Source organism: Candidatus Phycosocius bacilliformis, from assembly GCF_003112735.1.
In the GTDB taxonomy this organism is placed as follows: Bacteria; Pseudomonadota; Alphaproteobacteria; order Caulobacterales; family Aquidulcibacteraceae; genus Aquidulcibacter; species Aquidulcibacter bacilliformis.
In genome coordinates this window covers 28,299-46,128 of the sequence record NZ_BFBR01000009.1, presented here as the reverse complement: position 1 = coordinate 46,128, position 17,830 = coordinate 28,299, and the positions used below count along the sequence as shown (strand labels likewise).

The window sequence follows — 17,830 nt, the reverse complement described above, 5'->3', positions numbered from 1 at the left end:
CTTTTGGCATTAACACTGGCGGCATCAGCTATGGCTGATGCCGCAGCTGCACGAGATCAGGCCTAGAAGGTATCTGGCTCCTTACGTGCGCGCCTAGAAACGATCGAAGGGCATGCAAGGGTTGGCGTCAATTCCAACGATACGATTTGGTCTAGTCGGTTTCGCTTAGAAGCAACTGGCCCTATTAATGGCGATTGGAGTGCGCAATTGGATCTCTACGATAGCCGTGCCTGGGGAGGTGGTGCGGGATCGCCGATCAGTTCGAATGATGTGAATACGCTTGAATTGGTCCAAGCTAATCTGAAGCGGCGATGGGACAAGCCTTTCGGCGAGGCGAGCCATGCTAATCTTCAAATTGGGCGGATGACCCTCAATCTTGGTTCACGCAGACTTGTTGCGGCAGATGATTATCGTAATACAACAAATGGCTATACAGGGTTTCGTACCGATCTGCATTGGGGCAATGGCCTGGATGTGGTGGCAATCGCTGTTGTCCCACAAATTCGATTACCTGAGACGAAAGCAGATGTCCTAGATAATCGTGGAGAGCCCGACCTGGAGACGACTGCCCAACGTCTGTACGGTGGTATCCTGACTTGGCCAATATCTAAACAAGGTCAGGCAACCCAGGTGACCCTAATCCGCTTTGAAGAAGAGGATAGACCAACCCGTCCGACACGTGACCGGGACTTAACGACCTATGGCTTTCGTATCTTTCGCGAACCCAAACCTGGCCAATTTGATCATGATTTTGAAGTTTACCTTCAACGAGGGAAGAATAGCTTGTCTTCGTTACAAACCGCTCAACTTCGGAATGTAGAGGCAGCCTATATTCGCGCGGAGTGGGGCTACCAATGGAAGGCGGCTTGGAGGCCGCGCCTATCGGTCGAATATGATTGGGCAAGCGGGGATCGATCGGGGGAGACGGACACCCGCTTTGACACGCTTTATGGTATGCGGCGTGCGGAGATTTCGCCTGCGGGCATTTTGGCAGCCATCGGCCGCGCCAATATTGCCTCTCCCGGCATCCGCTTGGAACTTGAGCCCACACCCACAATGGATGCTTTCATCGGTTGGCGCGGCCTGTGGCTCGCAGACAAAACCGATGGCTTTGCATCAACCGGCGTCGTGGATCGATCTGGTCGATCAGGGGATTTTGCAGGCCAACAGCTTGATGCACGTTTGCGAATATAGCTCCAGCCCAAGACGTTGCGGCTGGAGGTCAATGCCGTGGCGATTGCGAAAGGAAGGTTTTTAAAATCAGCACCTAACGCGCCAACCTCCAAGAACACTCGTTATCTCGGTGTTGACTTCATCCGCACCTATTAAGCCGTGTTGACAAAGTGACCAATCCAAAAGCGGAGTGCAACTATGGAATGAAGCCAAGATAGCTTCTTGAGGTCATGTTCCAGTCAGATGTTAGGCGTCGGTAGCTATTGATGAGGTTGAAATAACGTTCGACGCGATGTTTGGGGGGCATAGAAGAAGTCTAGGAAAGGAATTTGCACAGGTCGTGGCCTCACCAGACTTCGTCTCTGAGCCCAATCTGCCTATCGACCCTCCAAAGACAAATTGCCTCACCAAGCGACACAGGTAAATTAGCTTCGATTGATTGCAATGATGACATGAGCTTGGATATTGCACAGTGGTAGGCAGTAGTATGTTGCTTTGACCATGATAGGAATTTGGTTTGCTGGCTTTCACAGCGCATTAACTTCGACTCCTTAACGTAACCATTTTGTTGGTCTACAGGAGTCGGCGGCCTGACACATATTTCTGCGCCTAAACCGCTCGTATTGGCTTTGGTGATCGCGATTGTGATCGCGGTGGTCAACACCTTACCGGGCTTAAGGACACCTCTTTGGCTTGATGAGACATATACTGGCACGATCAGTATGTCGCGCGATATTCCAGCATTAATAAACTGGTGCCTGCACGAACTGAGCGGCCCTGTCTATTATGCCATCATGTGGCTTTGGACCAAGATATTCGGGGTTAGTGACTTGGCGTTGCGGATCCCAAGTTTAATCTTCTGGGTGCTATCCATTGCAGTTATACTCAAATGGCGCAACCAAGACGCGGATGTTAGATATCTTTGGGCAATTGCATTGCTGCTGTGGTTTCCATTGAGTTTTCATGGCAGCGAAGCAAGACCTTATCCTCTGTTGATATTGTTTGGTACCCTGCAGACAATTGTCTTTATGAGATTAATTGATGAAGGTGGACTGAAGTGGGCAACCCGATGGTCCATCGTGACCGCGGCGATTTGTCTAACCCACTTTCATGCTATCATTATCAGCGGCATTCAGGGTCTTATCTATTTGGTTATACGCCATCGTGATTTGAAATCGACATGGCCAGCGATTGGTCTGTTTATACCGGTTTTGGTCTGGCTATGGTTCCATTTGCCATTCCTTATCGCATTTTCCAATCCCGACATCGCTTGGTATCAGCCGATTGAGATCACTCGATTTTTGGATCTCGGGTTCTGGCACGGGACATGGGGAAATCCTGGATCAACTATATTGTTGTTTGCAATGATAGCTTGGTTCATTTGGCATGCTGTTACAGGAAGAGAGGGCTGCACAGGATTTCATTGGGCTGTACTGAGTGCAATATTTGCAACCATGATTGTCTTAGCCACTGCACTGGTTAAGCCGAGCTTTGCGCCGCGTTACCTTGTGCCTTTTGTCCCGGCTTTACTTCTAGGCATAGCTACGATGTTGGCTGGGATTAGGGCGCGGTCATATATGTTGTTTTTGGCCTCGGCTGTCACGCTTGTCGCCCTAGGAGCCTTGGATATCCGTGGCCGGGTAGGAGCTTTTGACTTCCGCCATGGCTACAGTTTGGAGGCGGCGTCCAAGTGGTTGGCCAAGAATAATGTTTCCAGATTGGCCTTCTACTGGGATAGTGAAACAGCTGCACTTTCCCAACCTTGGCAACTTGGACAGGTTGGTAGCTTCTTCCTCAGGCGCGACGGGTGGACTGGCCCCGTGTCTGTTCCAGCATATGTAAAGTCGCCTGATATCGTGGCCTTAGCCTTGCGAGACTTAAGTCCTCAGGCCGGTGATGGTATCTTATTTCTCAATGTCGCAGAACCAATGGGAACGCGCCATCCACTTATGAAGGACAGCGTGGCAGGAGGACTCCACTGCAAAGACTTCGGGTTGGGCAGTCCGGCCATTATTGCTTGTGTTCGTTCGCACAGAAGCGACTGAGGCATCCACCCGGCTTCAAGGTTGTGGCGGTCTTGGTCGATAGCGGGGTAGGGACCATCCCTTAAGGATCGCTCCAGCGCGAAGGAGGAATCCGGCAGCCAAGCCTGCACCAATAGCAATTTCGCGCGATAGACCTAAGGCCTCCAAAACTAGAAAGCTGCCAGCAGCGGTGGCGGCTGCCGTTACATAGATTTCGCGTGAGAAGATGATCGATCGCTCTTGACTCAACAGATCCCGAATCATCCCGCCAAAGCAAGCTGTAATGACTCCCATAACGAGTGCGACCAGCGGCGGAGCGTTTGCACTCAAGGCACGTTCTGCGCCGACTGCAGCAAAGAGTGCAAGTCCAACCGCGTCTGCCCAGAGTATTAAAGTCATCCGTGAAGCAGCCAAATGTGCGGTAAAAAAGATCATCACAGAGACAGCAATGCAGACGGCCAGATAGGATGGATGTTCAATCCACAGAACCGGCAATCCCAAAAGAAGGTCGCGCACTGTGCCACCACCAATGCCTGTCACAGCCCCCAACCACATAAAGCCCACAACATCCATTTGATTGCGAGAGGCAACCAAAGCTCCGGTGACCGCAAAGGCAACAATGCCAAGCCAATCGAGCACGGTAATCAGATTGTGGAACATGGACCGGCTCCCAGGCCATCACGCTGGACTAAGCGATTTACTTTGTCGCGGTCCACGGGGATAGACAAGTCAGTTTACCTGCGACCCGGCAGATGCACAGATGGCACAGGGTTTACCTGCGCCATCTGGCCTACTGATGATGATCCAATTGGGGGCTCAGAAGAAGCCCAGCTTGTTGGGATTATAGCTGACCAGCATATTCTTGGTTTGCTGATAATGATCTAACATCATCTTGTGGGTTTCCCGGCCAATGCCTGATTGCTTGTAGCCACCAAAGGCCGCGTGGGCGGGATAGGCATGGTAGTTATTCACCCAGACGCGTCCGGCCTCAATGTTGCGGCCAAAGCGATAGGCCCGGGTGCCATCCCGCGTCCAAACCCCGGCCCCTAGGCCGTACATCGTATCATTTGCGATGGCGAGGGCTTCAGCTTCATCCTTGAAAGTTGTTACGCTGACCACAGGTCCAAAAATCTCTTCTTGGAACACACGCATCTTGTTGTGACCTTTGAGGATGGTAGGCTGGATATAGAAGCCATCAGCTAAGTCGCCATCAAAGCGGGCCGCGTCGCCCCCGACCAGCACTTCTGCGCCTTCCTCACGCCCGATGGTAAAATAGGACATGATCTTGCTGTGCTGTTGCTGGCTGGCTTGAGCCCCGACCATGGTGTCCATATCACGCGGGTCGCCTTGCTTGATCGCCTTCACCCGCGCAATACAGCGTTCCATGAAGCGCTCATAAATGTCTTCTTGAATGAGGGCACGGGATGGGCAGGTACAGACCTCGCCCTGATTGAAGGCAAACAGGACAAAGCCTTCGACGGCCTTATCAAGGAAGGCGTCATCTTCTGCCATCACGTCGGCGAAAAAAATATTGGGGGATTTGCCGCCCAGTTCGAGGGTGAATGGGATCAGGCTGGCAACCGCACCTTCGGCCACCTTCTTTCCTGTGGCGGTTGAGCCGGGAAAGGCGATTTTTGCAATCCGGCCAGACCGGACCAGAGCGTCGCCTGCCTCGGACCCATACCCATTGACGATATTGACGACGCCAGGTGGCAACAGATCGGCGATCAATTCCATCAGCACCATTATGGCAGCCGGGGTTTGCTCGGCTGGCTTCATCACCACGCAATTTCCTGCGGCAAGGGCAGGGGCCAGCTTCCAGGCCGCCATGAGGATAGAGAAATTCCACGGGATGATCTGACCAACAACCCCCAAAGGCTCATGGAAGTGATAGGCCACGGTGTCGTTGTCGATTTCCGACATTGTGCCTTCTTGAGCCCGTAAGACACCAGCAAAATAGCGGAAATGATCGACCGAAAGCGGGATGTCTGCATTGAGCGTCTCCCGGATCGGCTTGCCATTGTCCCAAGTCTCGGCGGTTGCAATTTTTTCCAGATTGTCTTCGATCCGATCGGCAATCTTCAGGAGAATATTGGCGCGATGGGCAGCCGAGGTTTTGCCCCACGCCTTACGGGCTGCATGGGCTGCGTCGAGGGCCAGATTGATGTCAGCAGCGTCAGAGCGCGCCACTTCGCAGATGGTTGCCCCAGTGATGGGTGTCACATTGTCGAAATATCGGCCGTTGACCGGGGGGGTGAATTTGCCGCCAATGAAATTGTCATAGCGGGTCTTGAATGGCGAGCCGGTAACCAGTTCGACCTTGGTCATTTGGTTCATGATACTTCCTCCTCCAGAAATCGACCGCTGTGCCGCGATCGTGAAGGCATCCTATTTATTCTACTGAAGGCACGCATCGGGGGAGGCGAAGCCATCGAGCCCCAAGTGTCGCAAATCTGAGACAGGTTTGATGCAGAAAGTTCTATCAGCTGCGATCGAGCTTGCGATGCAGGGTGGCCCGGCTTAGGCCAAGCGCTCTGGCAGCGGCTGACACATTACCAGACGAGCGCACCAAGGCGCGTGTGAGAACGGATCGCTCTGCCTGCAAAAAGCTGTCACGGTCTTCCAATCCTAGAAGATCACTCAGTAATCGTGGGGATTTGTTCAAATCACTGGAAAGACTGAAGTGTTGGCGGGCAGCCTTTGTCGCACCAATCACCAAACCGTCAGCGTCCACGGCTAGAAGGGCTGCCAATCCACGGTCGAGACCAGGTACCAACACCACGCGTGTTTTGGGAAAATGGTGGTGAAATAAGTCAGCTTCCACTTTGCGTGCCATATCGGTCACGGTTCCGCCAATCAGGCTAGCGACGGCATCTCCAATGTCTGTGCGAGCGGTCGACACATCAATCACCGCGGCCAGACTGCCGTCCGGTCCATAAACTGGTGCAGATGAACAGCTTAACTCAATGTTACGGGCTAGAAAATGTTGGTCACGGTGAATTGTCACCGCTCGGCCTTCGGCCAGACAGGTGCCTATACCATTAGTGCCAACATGGGCCTCTGACCACATGGTACCAGTCCATAAGCCAGATTCTTCAAAGGTCTGATCATTACCCGCAGCTCCCCGCCGATCCACAGCTACGCCTTCTGCGTCCGCCAGAACGATACAAGCCCCAAGTCCTCCAACCATTTGAAACAACCGATCAAGATGAGGTGCCGCTGTTGGAACCAAAACGCCGAGGCGCTCTCGCGCAGCTGCCAATTCTTGAACAGTCAGCCTGCTAGCGCCTCGAGCAGAGGAGGGGTCGAGATTGTAGAGTTGGGCAGAGCGGGCCCAAGACGCTGCAATCGATGACCGTGCCGCCATACCGCAGCCGATAGCTGCTTCGACTTTGGAAACATGCTCTGCAATGGATGTCGCCATGGCGCTGTCCCCTGTCTAGCCGCTGGCTTAATTGCAACCGGGCAAGACTCTGGTGGTCAAGATAGCACCGCTTTTGCAAGCCTCCAACAATGAATTGGACACCAATTTACGTCCTATCATATGGACTGACACGCAGATCAAATTCGCCTGGCACGAGAATCGCTTCTCCGATCTGGCGTGTCCCAATCAGGCACAACAGGAGAAGAAGCAATGCGTACCTCGTTTGCAGCCAGTGTTATTGTTGCAACCCTTGTTCTGGGTGCCGGCTTGGCCTTTGCTCAGTCACAGCATGCTGACATAATTGATAGGCCACTCGCCCATGATCCGATCTATATCAGTTGCTTACATGCAGCTGATGCGCGTGTAGAAGGGGTGCGGCTTGATCTGATGACAGGGAAAGCGGCAAAACAAATCACCCTGCGCAATCGGGCCATGCGGGCTCACTGTGCAGCTTATGGGGCCAATCAAGCGCATAAATGGGTCGGCTTCGAGCAGTCATGTCGTGCAACGGCGGCGGATTCGGGTGTAGTCGGGGTTGCTTTGACCGCCCAAAACATGGCGACCATGCAGCAGGTTTGTACTTCCATGGCCGCTGCCGTACTTGCAGCGAATTAGGTTGGTTAGTGCGATCCCCTTGTCCCGGTAGCAGGCAGAAGGCCTGCTGCTCGAGCGTGGCGACCGTAAACCAGTTCAAATAAAGGCCCGGCCATTAATGTTGTTACAATCGCCATCACAACCATGATTGAGAACAAAGCTGGCTCAATTATGCCACGTTGCAATCCGATATTGAGAATAATCAACTCCATCAAGCCTCGCGCGTTCATCAGAGCACCGATCCCCATGGCAGTTCTGTTGTCCTCCCCGGTCACGCGGGCCGCAGCATAACAGGCAAGACCTTTTGCAAAGATGGACACCAGCAGAATGATCAGTGCTATTAGAAGAAGGTGCCACGAATTGACCAAGGTCAATTGGGTGTGCAGACCCGAGTAGGTAAAGAAGAGTGGCAAAAGGAGCACGGCGGTCATGGGTTCAAGCTTTGCTCTAAGCGCTTCAGCAAATTTACCCTTTGGCATGACCGCGCCCAGAACAAAGCCCCCGAAAACTGCGTGAATACCTGCAATATCCATTGCAAAGGCGCAGAGGGCAAAGGCGATCAAGACCATGGCCAGAGTTACTTCGCTAATCCCACCTTCTGCCTCCATGCGGACTGCGAGAGGTGCGGTCAATTTGCGACCAAACAGACCCATAAACAAGGCAAAGGCGAAGGCTCCTCCGATTGCGGCCACTGCCACCATGGCCCCGCCGCCAAAGCTGGCGAGCACAATCGCCAGAACGCACCAGGCCCCAGCGTCATCTATCGCCCCTGCCGACAAGGCCAGCGTGCCAAGGGGCGATTTGGACAGACCCTTTTCATGAATAATGCGCGCCAACATGGGGAAAGCCGTGATGGCAATACACGCCCCCATGAACAATTGGGCCTCCCAAGTCGCGAGCTTTTCATGAAAGAGCCCAGGTGTTTGCAAGAGCCATGGTGTTAGCAAGATGGCACATAAGAAAGGCACAGCTATGCCTGAAATAGAAACTGCTGCCGCACTTCGTGCTTTTGATACAAAATGGGAAACATCAAAATTCAAGCCTACAATGAACATGTAAAGGCCAACCGCTAATTGGGCACCAACAAACAAGATCGGCTGGGATTCTTTGGGGAAAATCAGGCTTTGCCATTCAGGTGCAATTAGCCCAAAGAGAGACGGCCCTAAACAGACCCCTGCAATCATTTCACCCACGACTTGAGGCTGCCCTAAAAACCGCGACCCCAGCCATCCACAAATCCGGCAAGCAACCAGAATTACTGCCAGCTGGGCAAAAAAGACGATGCTGAGTTCCTGTGGCGTCATGGCGGCAATCCCTCTGGGGGTTTTTGGATTCGAATAGAATTTGCTGTTGCTTGGAACATTCGAACTTAGGCTATAGTCAAACGATTTCAGCCTGAGAACTTGTTCCTTTGGCAGCACTTTTCAGCAATTACAAGCTAAAGCCCAATGACAGGCTTGTGACCGGCCTACCTCGTTTCTTGACGATAGAAAATGGTTTCTGCCGGCCTTGGTTGGTGTCGAGTCGTCGGCCGCGATAACATGTGCATTGAGCTTGGTAAGAGAAGCTCTTGCACGGATTTGGCAGTTACCAGCATGACCAAGAGCCAAGGCATATCCATGCTCGAAACCAAAATGCTCTCTGTAAAGGATATGAGCGTCAGAGTTGCAAGGCTACTTAGCGCAAACAAGGCCCCGGGGCCCCCGGTACGTAGTCTTATAATGGCAGCAAGCCAACCAAATCCCATGCAGGTAATGAGTAGAAACAACCCGGGCACTCCTAGCTGCAACATCACATCAAGCCAAGATGAATGGGCATTTTGTGGAAAGAAGCCAGTGCCTTCTGCAATCCACTGATAAGGTGCTGCGACAGACGTCTGATCATCCCATACTGAGTGGAAACCATAGCCGGTCATGGGCTTTTTGTTTGCGACATAATCGACTTCCCGCCAGACCTCTGTCCGCCCGGTAAAGTCAGGCGTTCGACCCAAGAGGCGAAAAACTTCTTCCTTGCCCTGTGTCAGCCCGTATACAACCGCACTTCCTGAAACAATCGAGCCCCACAATGCCGCCATGGCAATTCGCGGTCCACGCTGAATCAACCAGCCCACTCCCAAAACGCAAACCCCTGCTAAGCTCATCAGGATTGCTGTTTTGCCGGTTGTCCCCACGATGGCGATCATGCCTAATGGCACAAGCGCGAGGCTTGTCCAATAGCGCGGATTGGCAAGCACTAGGCAGAAAGTAGCTAGAATGAGCAGGGCGGCGTACATTCCCATCGCCTGCTTTTCACCCCAAACACCTGACCAAGCGCCTTCAAGAATATCGTCCATTTGGCCCAAGGACGGGACGAAGATCGCCAGGAAGACAGAAATGAACATCAACCCACCAAGGGACAGGGTTAAGCGCGCGAGGATCTCTTCCCACGTCCTGAGAGCCGCTATGGCGCACGCCCCAATCAAGCTACATGTCATGAATGTGGCACCCCGCAATGTATCAGCCGGATTATCACTCCAGCTTGAGGACACAAAAGCCCACACGCAAAGTGCTACGTAAGGGAACATGGCCACAACAGTTTTCGCGGTTAGCCAAAAGTTGGCAAAAGCCAAGGTGAGACCCAAGGCTGAGCCAACAAGCCAGACAATACCTAAGCCGGGTACGGGGCCGCCATTTAGCTTTACAGGTATGCTAACAAAGACCTGTAGGTGAATGAGTATGAAAAGGATGATTGCGCAATCAACTGCGACCCGAATGAGCTCGCTTGGGACGGCCGCAGCAGCGTGTACCAACCCGGTCTGTTTTGGATTGTAACGCTGATAAGGCACACACACAGACTTTGCTAAAGGCGTTACTTTAGACAGACATCAGAACAAATTCTCCTGATGCCAAACGAAAGTAAACTAAAGCTCTGCGTGGTGAATATAGCGTAAATCCAATGAAATTTGGTTGAGTTAGCTCAAGGTGTGTCAGCCTTCAAGGATGGGTCATCAATACGGACCCAGTCCTTTTCGAGCAATCTTGACGAAACAAATAGCAAAGCCGCCGCAAGCAGATAGAAAACAGTGCCACCCAGGATAGAATAGCGCAGCGACTCGGCCCCGAACTGAGCTGACAGGCTGTCAGACATGATGCCAAGCAATAGGTCACCCAACCCAATCCCGACAAGATTGTTAATCAGAAGAAAGACTGCTGAAGCTGTGGCCCGCATATTGGCTGGCACAATGCCCTGAAAGGCGGCAAGTACGGGCCCGAGCCAAGCCAGGCCCAGTGCCGTTGGGATGAGGAAAACCAAAAAAGAGATCAGGATGGAATCTGACAAAACGCCCAGAACGAAAAAGGGGGTCGTTGCTAGAAAGGCAAGAGCAGGAACCAGTGCATAGGCTCCCTTATCGCGTGCGCCAAACCGGTCACCCAATTGCCCGCCAAGCCAGATGCCAATCAAGCCCCCGACCAAAACAATGGTGCCATAAAAATATCCAGCAAAGAGGAGTGGGCCAGCCCCTACTGGAACCATCCAATCTGGGAGCCAAGACATTGCAGACTTGAGGTCCTCGCCCCAAGAACGAACAAAATAAGCGGGTAACCAAGCAAACAAGCCATAACCCATCATCGATGAAGAAGCGGCTCCCAATGAGAGGGTCCAGAAACTGGGCTTCTTCGTCAGAACCCTCATCACTTCTGAAAGAGGGGCGGGGCTGATTTCTGCGCCAGGGGGATCATAACGGCCACGGACAGGTTCTCTCATTAGGAGCTTAAATAAGGGTGCGAGTAGAACACCCAATATGCCGACAATTATGAAGGCCCAGCGCCAATCAAGAAGAGTAGCAATCACCCCACCAAAGATGATACCGACGGCTGAGCCGATCGGTATACCGAACGAATAGGCTGCCATCGCGCGGCCTCGCCGATCTGCCGGAAAGTAATCCGACAAGAGCGAGTAGGCCGGCGCAACACCACCGGCTTCACCGACCCCTACCATCAGTCGGGCGATAAACAATTGCCAGAAATTCTGCGCAAGGCCACATAAAGCCGTCATCGCACTCCATAGCGCCAAGGCGATGGTCATAATCCAAGTGCGGTTAAATCGATCTGCCAACAGGGCGATTGGCACACCCAAGGTGGCATAGAAAAGCGCGAAGGACAGGCCTCGCATCAGGCCTAATTGGGTATCTGATAGCCCCAGTTCTTTCTGGATGGGGATCGACAAAATGCCAATAATCTGGCGATCCAGGAAGTTGAAAGTATAGACAATGATCAGCAGGGTCAGGACGAGCGCCTGATAAGCGGGTGTTGGATCGTTGGTCCGGCTGGTCGTCATCATTCCCTCAGCTTTGGCATATTGGCTAGCCAGAGCCAGTTTACTGGCCGTTGGCAAGGCGATACCCCCGCATGGCAGCATCCGGGGGTATCGATTGTGGCAAATTAGAACTTGGTTGATAGGCTCAAAGTTACGGTCTTTGGTGGACCGTAAAAGCTGTTTTGAACATTGCCAAAGGTGATACCAGCGAAGGAATAGCCGCCGACTTTGTAGCGTTCGTCTGTTAGATTGCGACCAGTTAGCGCGACACGGAATACGCCATCGGCGCTGTTCCAGCCCATACCGGCATCGACTAAAGTTACAGGATCAAGTTGGTCGACCAATGGATTTGCGAACTCGAACATGGAGTACTCGCTGCGATAAGAAGCTGACAATGTCGCGTCTACAGAACCCATCGAACCCAGATCGCGTTTGTAATTGAAGGCAAGATTGCCGTTCCACTCCGGTGTGTTCTGAAAGACGGCAGTTGGGGCCAAATCGATCGGTGTCAGGACACCGCCCACCAAGGTAAAGCTTTTGAACTCATTGAACTTTGCATCAGTATAGCCAAGACCGAACGTCATTGACAGATTCTCGTTGAAGCGCGCACCGCCCTCCAATTCAAAGCCCTGAATGGTCGAAGACCCTGCGTTGTCGACAAAGCTGGCAATACCGGCCGCCACAGTTGGTTCCTGCCGCGTGATTTGCTGACCCTCATATTCAGCCCGGAAGAGCGAGGCAGCAAAGTTTGCCCGGCCATTGAACAAGCTACCTTTCAGGCCGACTTCGTAAGAATTTACATACTCTGGTTTATAGCCGTCCACTGTCTTGGGTGTGAGGACTACATCCCCGCGCATATCAAAGCCACCGGACTTAAACCCTTCTGAATAAGCCACATAGCCGGTTAGCGCGTCGCTAAATTCATATGACAGGCTGACACGTGGGCTGAAGTCGCTGAAGTCTTTCGAGTTGCGATAGTTTGAACGTAAAAGGCCCGCAATTGCAGCGCTATTTCGAAATAAGGGTGAACCTAAACCGGTGAAGTTCTGGCGATAGACTTGGCCAGACCGAGAATCCTCAGTGTAGCGCCCGCCGATTGAAATCGATAAGGCGTCGCTGATGTCGTAAGAGAAATCCCCATAGGCAGCCAAGCTTTCAGTCTCGACTTTGCCAGAAGTGGCAATCGTCAGATTCGCAATGCCGACGATCGTGTCAAAGGCACCTGAGGCTTCCGCATCAAGATAATAGATTCCAAACACCCCATTCAACCGCTCGCCCGCCAACAAGAATTGTAATTCTTGGCTCAATTGTTTGTCGTCATAGCGGGCGGGCACGTCGAGGGCTTTGGCTTGGTTGGTATCAAAGTCGATTAAGGTATTGCTCGATCCTTCACGACCTGCAGTTATCGACTTAACAGTTAGGCGATCACTGACCTTCCATTCCCCAGTTAGTGACCAACCAGAGGTTTCCACCTTATTGGCGCTCCCAATCCCGGCATCTGTATCATAAACGTTCGGCAAGATGGTCGCTCCTGCCGTCAAGCCAACGCCGGGTGCTTCTCTGTGGCCATGTTTGGCGTTTGAATTATCCGCAACTTTGTCATAAGCCAAACGAAAGAAAAGGTGGTCGCTGGGTTCCCACTCGGCACTGACCCGTCCTGCAAAAACGTCCTTGTCGTAATGTTCAGCACCGGTGGTGATGTTCTTGCCGAACCCATCACGTTGGTAGCGTGCAAGCGCCCCGCCGATTCTCAGGGTATCCGAAACAGGCGTAGAGGCGCTTACAATTGCATCGATTTGCCCGTAGCTGCCCATGTTGAGTTTCGCATTAAGGGATTCTTTTGCGCCCAATCGCTTAGTCACATATTTAATCGCTCCACCGATGGTGTTGCGCCCGTAGAGCGTGCCCTGTGGCCCGCGAAGCACTTCGATGCGGTTAACATCAAAAATATCTAAAACTGCCCCTTGAGGTCGGGCCACATAGACATCGTCGACATAAAGACCGACGCCGGGTTCAAAGCCCCACAATGGATCCTGTTGGCCAACCCCTCGGATAAATGCGATCAGGGTCGAGTTTGAACCCCGGGCAACTTGGACGGTCGCATTTGGAGCAGATTGCTGCAGCACTGTGATGTCGGGTGCACCGGTAGCTTCGAGCGCAGCCGAACTTAGTGAAGTGACTGAAATGGGGACGTCCTGGAGCACTTCGTCACGCCGGCGAGCTGTCACGACCACTACTTCGCTGGCTTGTTCGCTGCTGGCTTCCGGTGCTGTCTGAGCCGAGGCAGTATTGGCAAATCCAATTGCGGTGAGGGCACTCGCACTCAACAGGGTGCTTAAAAGAGAGTTGAAAGACTTTCTGCTCATGGTGGTGGTCTCCGTGGGTATATTGAGAGGGTTACCAGGGGTGGGAGGAAAGGGGGTGTCTGGGGGCCTTTGTGCGAATGCCTCGGGCCGCCAAATCGCTCACGGCGGCGTTGAAGGCTGGGGCTATTTCAATATGAGGAGCGTGTCCGGCCTCCTCGAACACAAGCGCGCGGCAATTCGGCATGGACCGGGCGATTTCGGCAGCAACGGTAACGGGATAGAGGCGACTTTGGCCGCCATGAATGGTCAAAGAAGGCACAGCTATCTGTGGCAGATCGCGCCGCAAATCGATCGCCATCAAACTCTGCCAAGCCAAGGCGGCAATCTGGCTGTCAGCAGCCAATGCCAACCGGGCAAGGCTGGTTCGCGCGATGTCGTCAGGATGAGCAAAGATGCGATCGAGAAATAGATCACAATATGCAGGCCAATCTCCTGCCATCGATTCGAGGCTTGCTTTCATTGTTGCAGGTGTAGGAGCAGGTGACATGGCAAATTGCCAGTCTTCGGCTGGAGCGACTTTCGGCGACATATCTATGCTTATGAGACCTGCAAGAAACTGGTCATTGCGACTTGCCAAATGCCATGCAATAGCCGCCCCCATGGACCAGCCTACCAAGATCACTTGGTCAAGGTCCATGGCCTCGATAAGTGCCCGGAAAAGTTCGCTATAGGCCGAAATGCTGGATGCGTCCCTCGGTGAATGGGTCGTAACATCTGGGCCCGGGGAACCTGCGAAACCCGGCAGGTCTGGTGCGATCAACTCAAAACCCTGTCGGGTCAACTCAAGTTGCGGTGCAAATGATTGCCCACCCATGGCCCACCCATGAATCGCTACAAGTGGGATACCGGCCCCGGCACGGTGGACGACAAGTTGCTGCCCGTCCACTCGCAGGACGTCCTTGCGGCCACCAAACGCCTGCCAAGTCCGTGAGAACGATGCGGCCGTCGCCATTTGACTGTGCCTCCCTCAGGCTTCTTTTTGGCCTGCTTGTCGCGATAGAGCCTGACTCAAACCCCCAAGGGTTTATTCTCAGACTTTGCTATTTCCAAAAATCGTGGCATATATTGAAACATGAATCAATATTCAATTTTGCAATCATCGGCCCCAATGCCGGGACCTAAGACCCCTAAGACCCGCAAGGGCTTGGCTACTAAGGCCAAATTATTGGAAGCTGCGGAAGCTGAATTTGGCGAGCGGGGCTATCATGACGGCTCCATTGTGGAGATCACCCGCCGCGCCGGAGTCGGACTTGGCACTTTCTATGTGTATTTCGAGTCGAAAGAGGCCATCTTCCGCGCCCTTGTTACTCATATGGGCCACGAGACGCGCACCTTTATTGCCCGTCAAGTTGAAGATGCTCCAGATCGCTTGCAAGCCGAGCGGGCGGGGATGCGGGCCTTTTTCCACTTCGCGCGCGCGCACAAAAATCTGTATCGTATCGTGATGGAGTCCCAGTTTGTCGCTGAGGATAGCTATCGGGCCTATTACGAAGCCTTTGCTGAAGGCTATCGTCGCAATCTTGAGATCGCTGCCGACAAAGGTGAGATTCGGGATGGCGACAGCGGCATACGGGCTTGGTCGCTCATCGGCCTCTCTGTATTTCTTGGCATGCGCTATGCAGTTTGGGATGAGTCAACTGATCTGGAAGCGGTCGTCGATGCGGCCTCTGATTTGATCGAGCGCGGCCTGATAGTGGGTCGGTAGGGATGCAAGCGCTCACCAATCTTCTGGCCCGCCGAGCTGAATTGACGCCAAACAGGCCGGCCATGAGCGAATACGCCTCTGGTCGCACCTTGACCTATCAAGCCCTTCAGACCAGGGTTCTGAAGCTGGCTGGCCTGTTAGCCGCCCGCGGCGGTGTCGATGGACAGCGGGTGGCCGTTTTGTGTCGCAACAGGATTGGCTTCTTTGAACTCCTGTTTGCAGCAGCGAACACCGGTGCGATTGTCACGCCACTAAATTGGCGTGCTCCTTTCCCGGAGCTTTTGCCACTGGTTCAAGATGCTCAACCTCTTATATTGTTTTATGGAAATGAAGACGCCGATACCGCCATAGAGCTCGCGCAAGTGTGCGGGGCGATAGCGATTGATTTTGATGAGCCATCCGCCAATGGCTTCGAAGCGCTTCTGGCAGAAGCGGTGCCGCTCCCGCCACGCCGTCGCTGGCCGTGCGCTGATACTTGGTATCTGCTCTATACATCTGGAACCACTGGCAAGCCAAAAGCGGTGATCCAGACCTATGGTATGGCTCACGTCAACGCAGTTAACCTGGGTCAAGCGATAGATCTGTCGACCTATGATGTCACGCTGAATTTTTTGCCTTTATTTCATACAGCAGGAATTAATTTACACACTTTACCAACCTTATTTGCAGGTGGACACGTAATAATCCTTCCGGGGTTTGATGTTGATATAGTCATGAAATTGTTGGTTGAAGACCGTATTTCGACTTTCTTTGCGGTACCTGCAGTCTATCAAGCTTTAAGTCTTCATCCTAATTTTAGCCGAGCGGAACTAACGCGCGTCCGCCATTGGGGTTGTGGCGGTGCACCGTTAGCGGATGCACTGGTTCATGCCTTCGCGGCGCGGGGTGCGATGGTTGCCAATGGCATGGGGATGACCGAAACTGGCCCAACGGTCTTTCTAGCCGACCCAGAAACCGCCACCAGCAAAGTCGGCTCAGTCGGCAGACCGCAAATCTTGTGTGAAGCTCGCATTGTTGCCCCTGATGGCCAAGATGTGCGTCCGGGTGAAGCCGGCGAATTATGGTTGAGCGGACCAGGGATTACGCCGGGATATTGGAATAATCCGGCCGCGACAGCCGCAGCCATAACGGATGATGGCTGGCTGAAAACAGGGGATTTGGCGCGACAAGATGCAGACGGCTGCTTCTACATTGTAGGTCGCTTGAAAGAAATGTTCATTTCGGGGGCCGAAAACGTTTATCCCGCCGAAGTTGAAAATGTACTGGCTTTGCATCCTGATATTCTGGAGGCTGCAGTCGTTGGGGTCGCTGACACGCGTTGGGGCGAGGTGGGTCATGCATTCCTGATGACGAGGCCGGGGGCAAGCCCGCCAGATCTGGATGAAGTCATTCAGTGGTGTCGGAAGCATCTGGCAGCCTATAAGGTTCCTCGATACTTCACTTGGATTGATGACTTTCCCCGAACTCCCGCAGGTAAAATCCAAAAGCATTTGATCGTTCGCTGATGATACTGACTCCCTCCCAGAACGATCTTGATTTGTTCGCTTGCCTGTCTGGGGACGCCAACCCTATTCATGTGGATCCTGATTTTGCGGCCCGTAGTGGGTTTGGTTATACCGTTGCCCATGGCGCGATGCTGACAGCTTGGTTGATTGCTGCAGCAAAACTTCCCAATGCCCCGGCTGCGACGGCGGCCGTATTCCCAGCTCCAGCCTATGCCGGACAAGCATTGAAGGTCGTAGGGGACGGTTTAGACTGGCAATTGCAGCGTGTTGACGATCAAGTCTGTGTTTGCCAGCTCACTTTAAACCGATATCAGGAGCAGCATAGCGAAATCGGTCAGCTTATTGAACCCAACTTGCCATTGAAGCTGGGAATGACAGCCAATTTAGATCGGTTGGTCAAACAAAAAGACCTAGAGGCTCTCTCGGCGCTGCAAGCACGCGCTGGATGCACAGACCCAACAATTGTTGGACAATCAATCATGCTTGGCCTAATTTCAACTGTGCTTGGGATGGACCTTCCCGGCAAAGGCACCAATTATCTCAAGCAAGAAACAAGCTGGATCCGTCCATTAATACCGGGCAGACGCATCCGAGCATATGTTACCATCACACGACTCCGCCCGGACAAGAAACTCGTCGATCTTTCGACCGTGGTTTGTGATGAACACGGGCAACCGTTGGCGCGGGGCCGGGCATTGGTCTCAGCGCGCGATGTTTTGGGCGCATTTGAGGCTAGCTGACTG

Annotated in this window: 13 protein-coding genes and 1 pseudogene; 6 read left to right on the top strand and 8 right to left on the bottom strand. The window is 53.1% G+C overall.

Annotated features, from left to right (window positions below; all coding sequences use genetic code 11):
• Positions 1-87 precede the first annotated feature (87 nt).
• Positions 88-1,194 (top strand): annotated as a pseudogene (locus tag PbB2_RS13350) (alginate export family protein); the annotation flags it as partial.
• A gap of 611 nt (positions 1,195-1,805) precedes the next feature.
• Positions 1,806-3,218: a glycosyltransferase family 39 protein gene (locus tag PbB2_RS13345; RefSeq protein ID WP_108985833.1), complete on the top strand. Its 1,413-nt coding sequence runs from the start codon at positions 1,806-1,808 to the stop codon at positions 3,216-3,218.
• Between the two features lie 15 nt (positions 3,219-3,233).
• Here the strand turns inward: PbB2_RS13345 and PbB2_RS13340 are convergent, their stop codons facing one another.
• The 3 genes from PbB2_RS13340 to PbB2_RS13330 all read right to left on the bottom strand — a co-directional run bounded on the left by PbB2_RS13340 (position 3,234) and on the right by PbB2_RS13330 (position 6,621).
• Entirely contained in the window at positions 3,234-3,857 is a 624-nt protein-coding gene (locus PbB2_RS13340; protein WP_108985832.1) for a trimeric intracellular cation channel family protein, read from the bottom strand.
• Positions 3,858-4,013: 156 nt separating this feature from the next.
• Positions 4,014-5,525, bottom strand: coding sequence for an acetaldehyde dehydrogenase ExaC (gene exaC / locus PbB2_RS13335; RefSeq protein ID WP_305790475.1), 1,512 nt, complete (start codon positions 5,523-5,525; stop codon positions 4,014-4,016).
• Between the two features lie 154 nt (positions 5,526-5,679).
• Positions 5,680-6,621: a helix-turn-helix domain-containing protein gene (locus tag PbB2_RS13330; RefSeq protein ID WP_108985830.1), complete on the bottom strand. Its 942-nt coding sequence runs from the start codon at positions 6,619-6,621 to the stop codon at positions 5,680-5,682.
• 210 nt (positions 6,622-6,831) lie between these two features.
• On the opposite strand from PbB2_RS13330, the gene PbB2_RS13325 reads away from it, so the two are divergent.
• Positions 6,832-7,236, top strand: a complete 405-nt coding sequence (locus PbB2_RS13325) for a hypothetical protein (protein WP_108985829.1) — start codon at positions 6,832-6,834, stop codon at positions 7,234-7,236.
• 5 nt (positions 7,237-7,241) lie between these two features.
• On the opposite strand, the gene PbB2_RS13320 is transcribed toward PbB2_RS13325, so the two are convergent.
• The 5 genes from PbB2_RS13320 to PbB2_RS13300 all read right to left on the bottom strand — a co-directional run bounded on the left by PbB2_RS13320 (position 7,242) and on the right by PbB2_RS13300 (position 14,829).
• Complete coding sequence (locus tag PbB2_RS13320; protein WP_108985828.1) at positions 7,242-8,519, bottom strand: cation:proton antiporter; 1,278 nt, start codon at positions 8,517-8,519, stop codon at positions 7,242-7,244.
• A 164-nt stretch (positions 8,520-8,683) separates the two neighbouring features.
• Complete coding sequence (locus tag PbB2_RS13315; RefSeq protein ID WP_133245810.1) at positions 8,684-9,595, bottom strand: O-antigen ligase family protein; 912 nt, start codon at positions 9,593-9,595, stop codon at positions 8,684-8,686.
• A gap of 575 nt (positions 9,596-10,170) precedes the next feature.
• Positions 10,171-11,589 carry a spinster family MFS transporter gene (locus PbB2_RS13310; RefSeq protein ID WP_320410536.1) on the bottom strand — a complete coding sequence of 473 codons (1,419 nt, stop codon included), beginning with the start codon at positions 11,587-11,589 and terminating at the stop codon, positions 10,171-10,173.
• Between the two features lie 47 nt (positions 11,590-11,636).
• Positions 11,637-13,877, bottom strand: coding sequence for a TonB-dependent receptor (locus tag PbB2_RS13305; RefSeq protein WP_108985826.1), 2,241 nt, complete (start codon positions 13,875-13,877; stop codon positions 11,637-11,639).
• 31 nt (positions 13,878-13,908) lie between these two features.
• Positions 13,909-14,829, bottom strand: a complete 921-nt coding sequence (locus PbB2_RS13300) for an alpha/beta fold hydrolase (RefSeq protein WP_108985825.1) — start codon at positions 14,827-14,829, stop codon at positions 13,909-13,911.
• 120 nt (positions 14,830-14,949) lie between these two features.
• Between PbB2_RS13300 and PbB2_RS13295 the strand changes: the two genes are divergently transcribed.
• Genes PbB2_RS13295 through PbB2_RS13285 form a run of 3 tightly spaced genes read left to right on the top strand, consistent with a single transcriptional unit; the run spans position 14,950 to position 17,827 of the window.
• Positions 14,950-15,582, top strand: coding sequence for a TetR/AcrR family transcriptional regulator (locus tag PbB2_RS13295; protein ID WP_108985824.1), 633 nt, complete (start codon positions 14,950-14,952; stop codon positions 15,580-15,582).
• Positions 15,583-15,584: 2 nt separating this feature from the next.
• Positions 15,585-17,087, top strand: coding sequence for an AMP-binding protein (locus PbB2_RS13290; protein ID WP_108985823.1), 1,503 nt, complete (start codon positions 15,585-15,587; stop codon positions 17,085-17,087).
• Positions 17,087-17,827, top strand: a complete 741-nt coding sequence (locus PbB2_RS13285; protein ID WP_108985822.1) for a MaoC/PaaZ C-terminal domain-containing protein — start codon at positions 17,087-17,089, stop codon at positions 17,825-17,827. The genes PbB2_RS13290 and PbB2_RS13285 overlap by 1 nt, the downstream gene beginning before the upstream one ends.
• The last annotated feature ends 3 nt before the right edge of the window (positions 17,828-17,830 follow it).

Excerpts from the sequence above, each read along its gene's own strand:
- PbB2_RS13290 (WP_108985823.1), top strand. The coding sequence starts at position 15,585 with ATGCAAGCGCTCACCAATCTTCTGGCCCGCCGAGCTGAATTGACGCCA.
- PbB2_RS13305 (WP_108985826.1), bottom strand. The coding sequence starts at position 13,877 with ATGAGCAGAAAGTCTTTCAACTCTCTTTTAAGCACCCTGTTGAGTGCG.
- PbB2_RS13320 (WP_108985828.1), bottom strand. The coding sequence starts at position 8,519 with ATGACGCCACAGGAACTCAGCATCGTCTTTTTTGCCCAGCTGGCAGTA.
- PbB2_RS13325 (WP_108985829.1), top strand. The coding sequence starts at position 6,832 with ATGCGTACCTCGTTTGCAGCCAGTGTTATTGTTGCAACCCTTGTTCTG.
- PbB2_RS13300 (WP_108985825.1), bottom strand. The coding sequence starts at position 14,829 with ATGGCGACGGCCGCATCGTTCTCACGGACTTGGCAGGCGTTTGGTGGC.
- PbB2_RS13315 (WP_133245810.1), bottom strand. The coding sequence starts at position 9,595 with ATGTTCATTTCTGTCTTCCTGGCGATCTTCGTCCCGTCCTTGGGCCAA.
- exaC (WP_305790475.1), bottom strand. The coding sequence starts at position 5,525 with ATGACCAAGGTCGAACTGGTTACCGGCTCGCCATTCAAGACCCGCTAT.
- PbB2_RS13340 (WP_108985832.1), bottom strand. The coding sequence starts at position 3,857 with ATGTTCCACAATCTGATTACCGTGCTCGATTGGCTTGGCATTGTTGCC.
- PbB2_RS13330 (WP_108985830.1), bottom strand. The coding sequence starts at position 6,621 with ATGGCGACATCCATTGCAGAGCATGTTTCCAAAGTCGAAGCAGCTATC.
- PbB2_RS13285 (WP_108985822.1), top strand. The coding sequence starts at position 17,087 with ATGATACTGACTCCCTCCCAGAACGATCTTGATTTGTTCGCTTGCCTG.
- PbB2_RS13295 (WP_108985824.1), top strand. The coding sequence starts at position 14,950 with ATGAATCAATATTCAATTTTGCAATCATCGGCCCCAATGCCGGGACCT.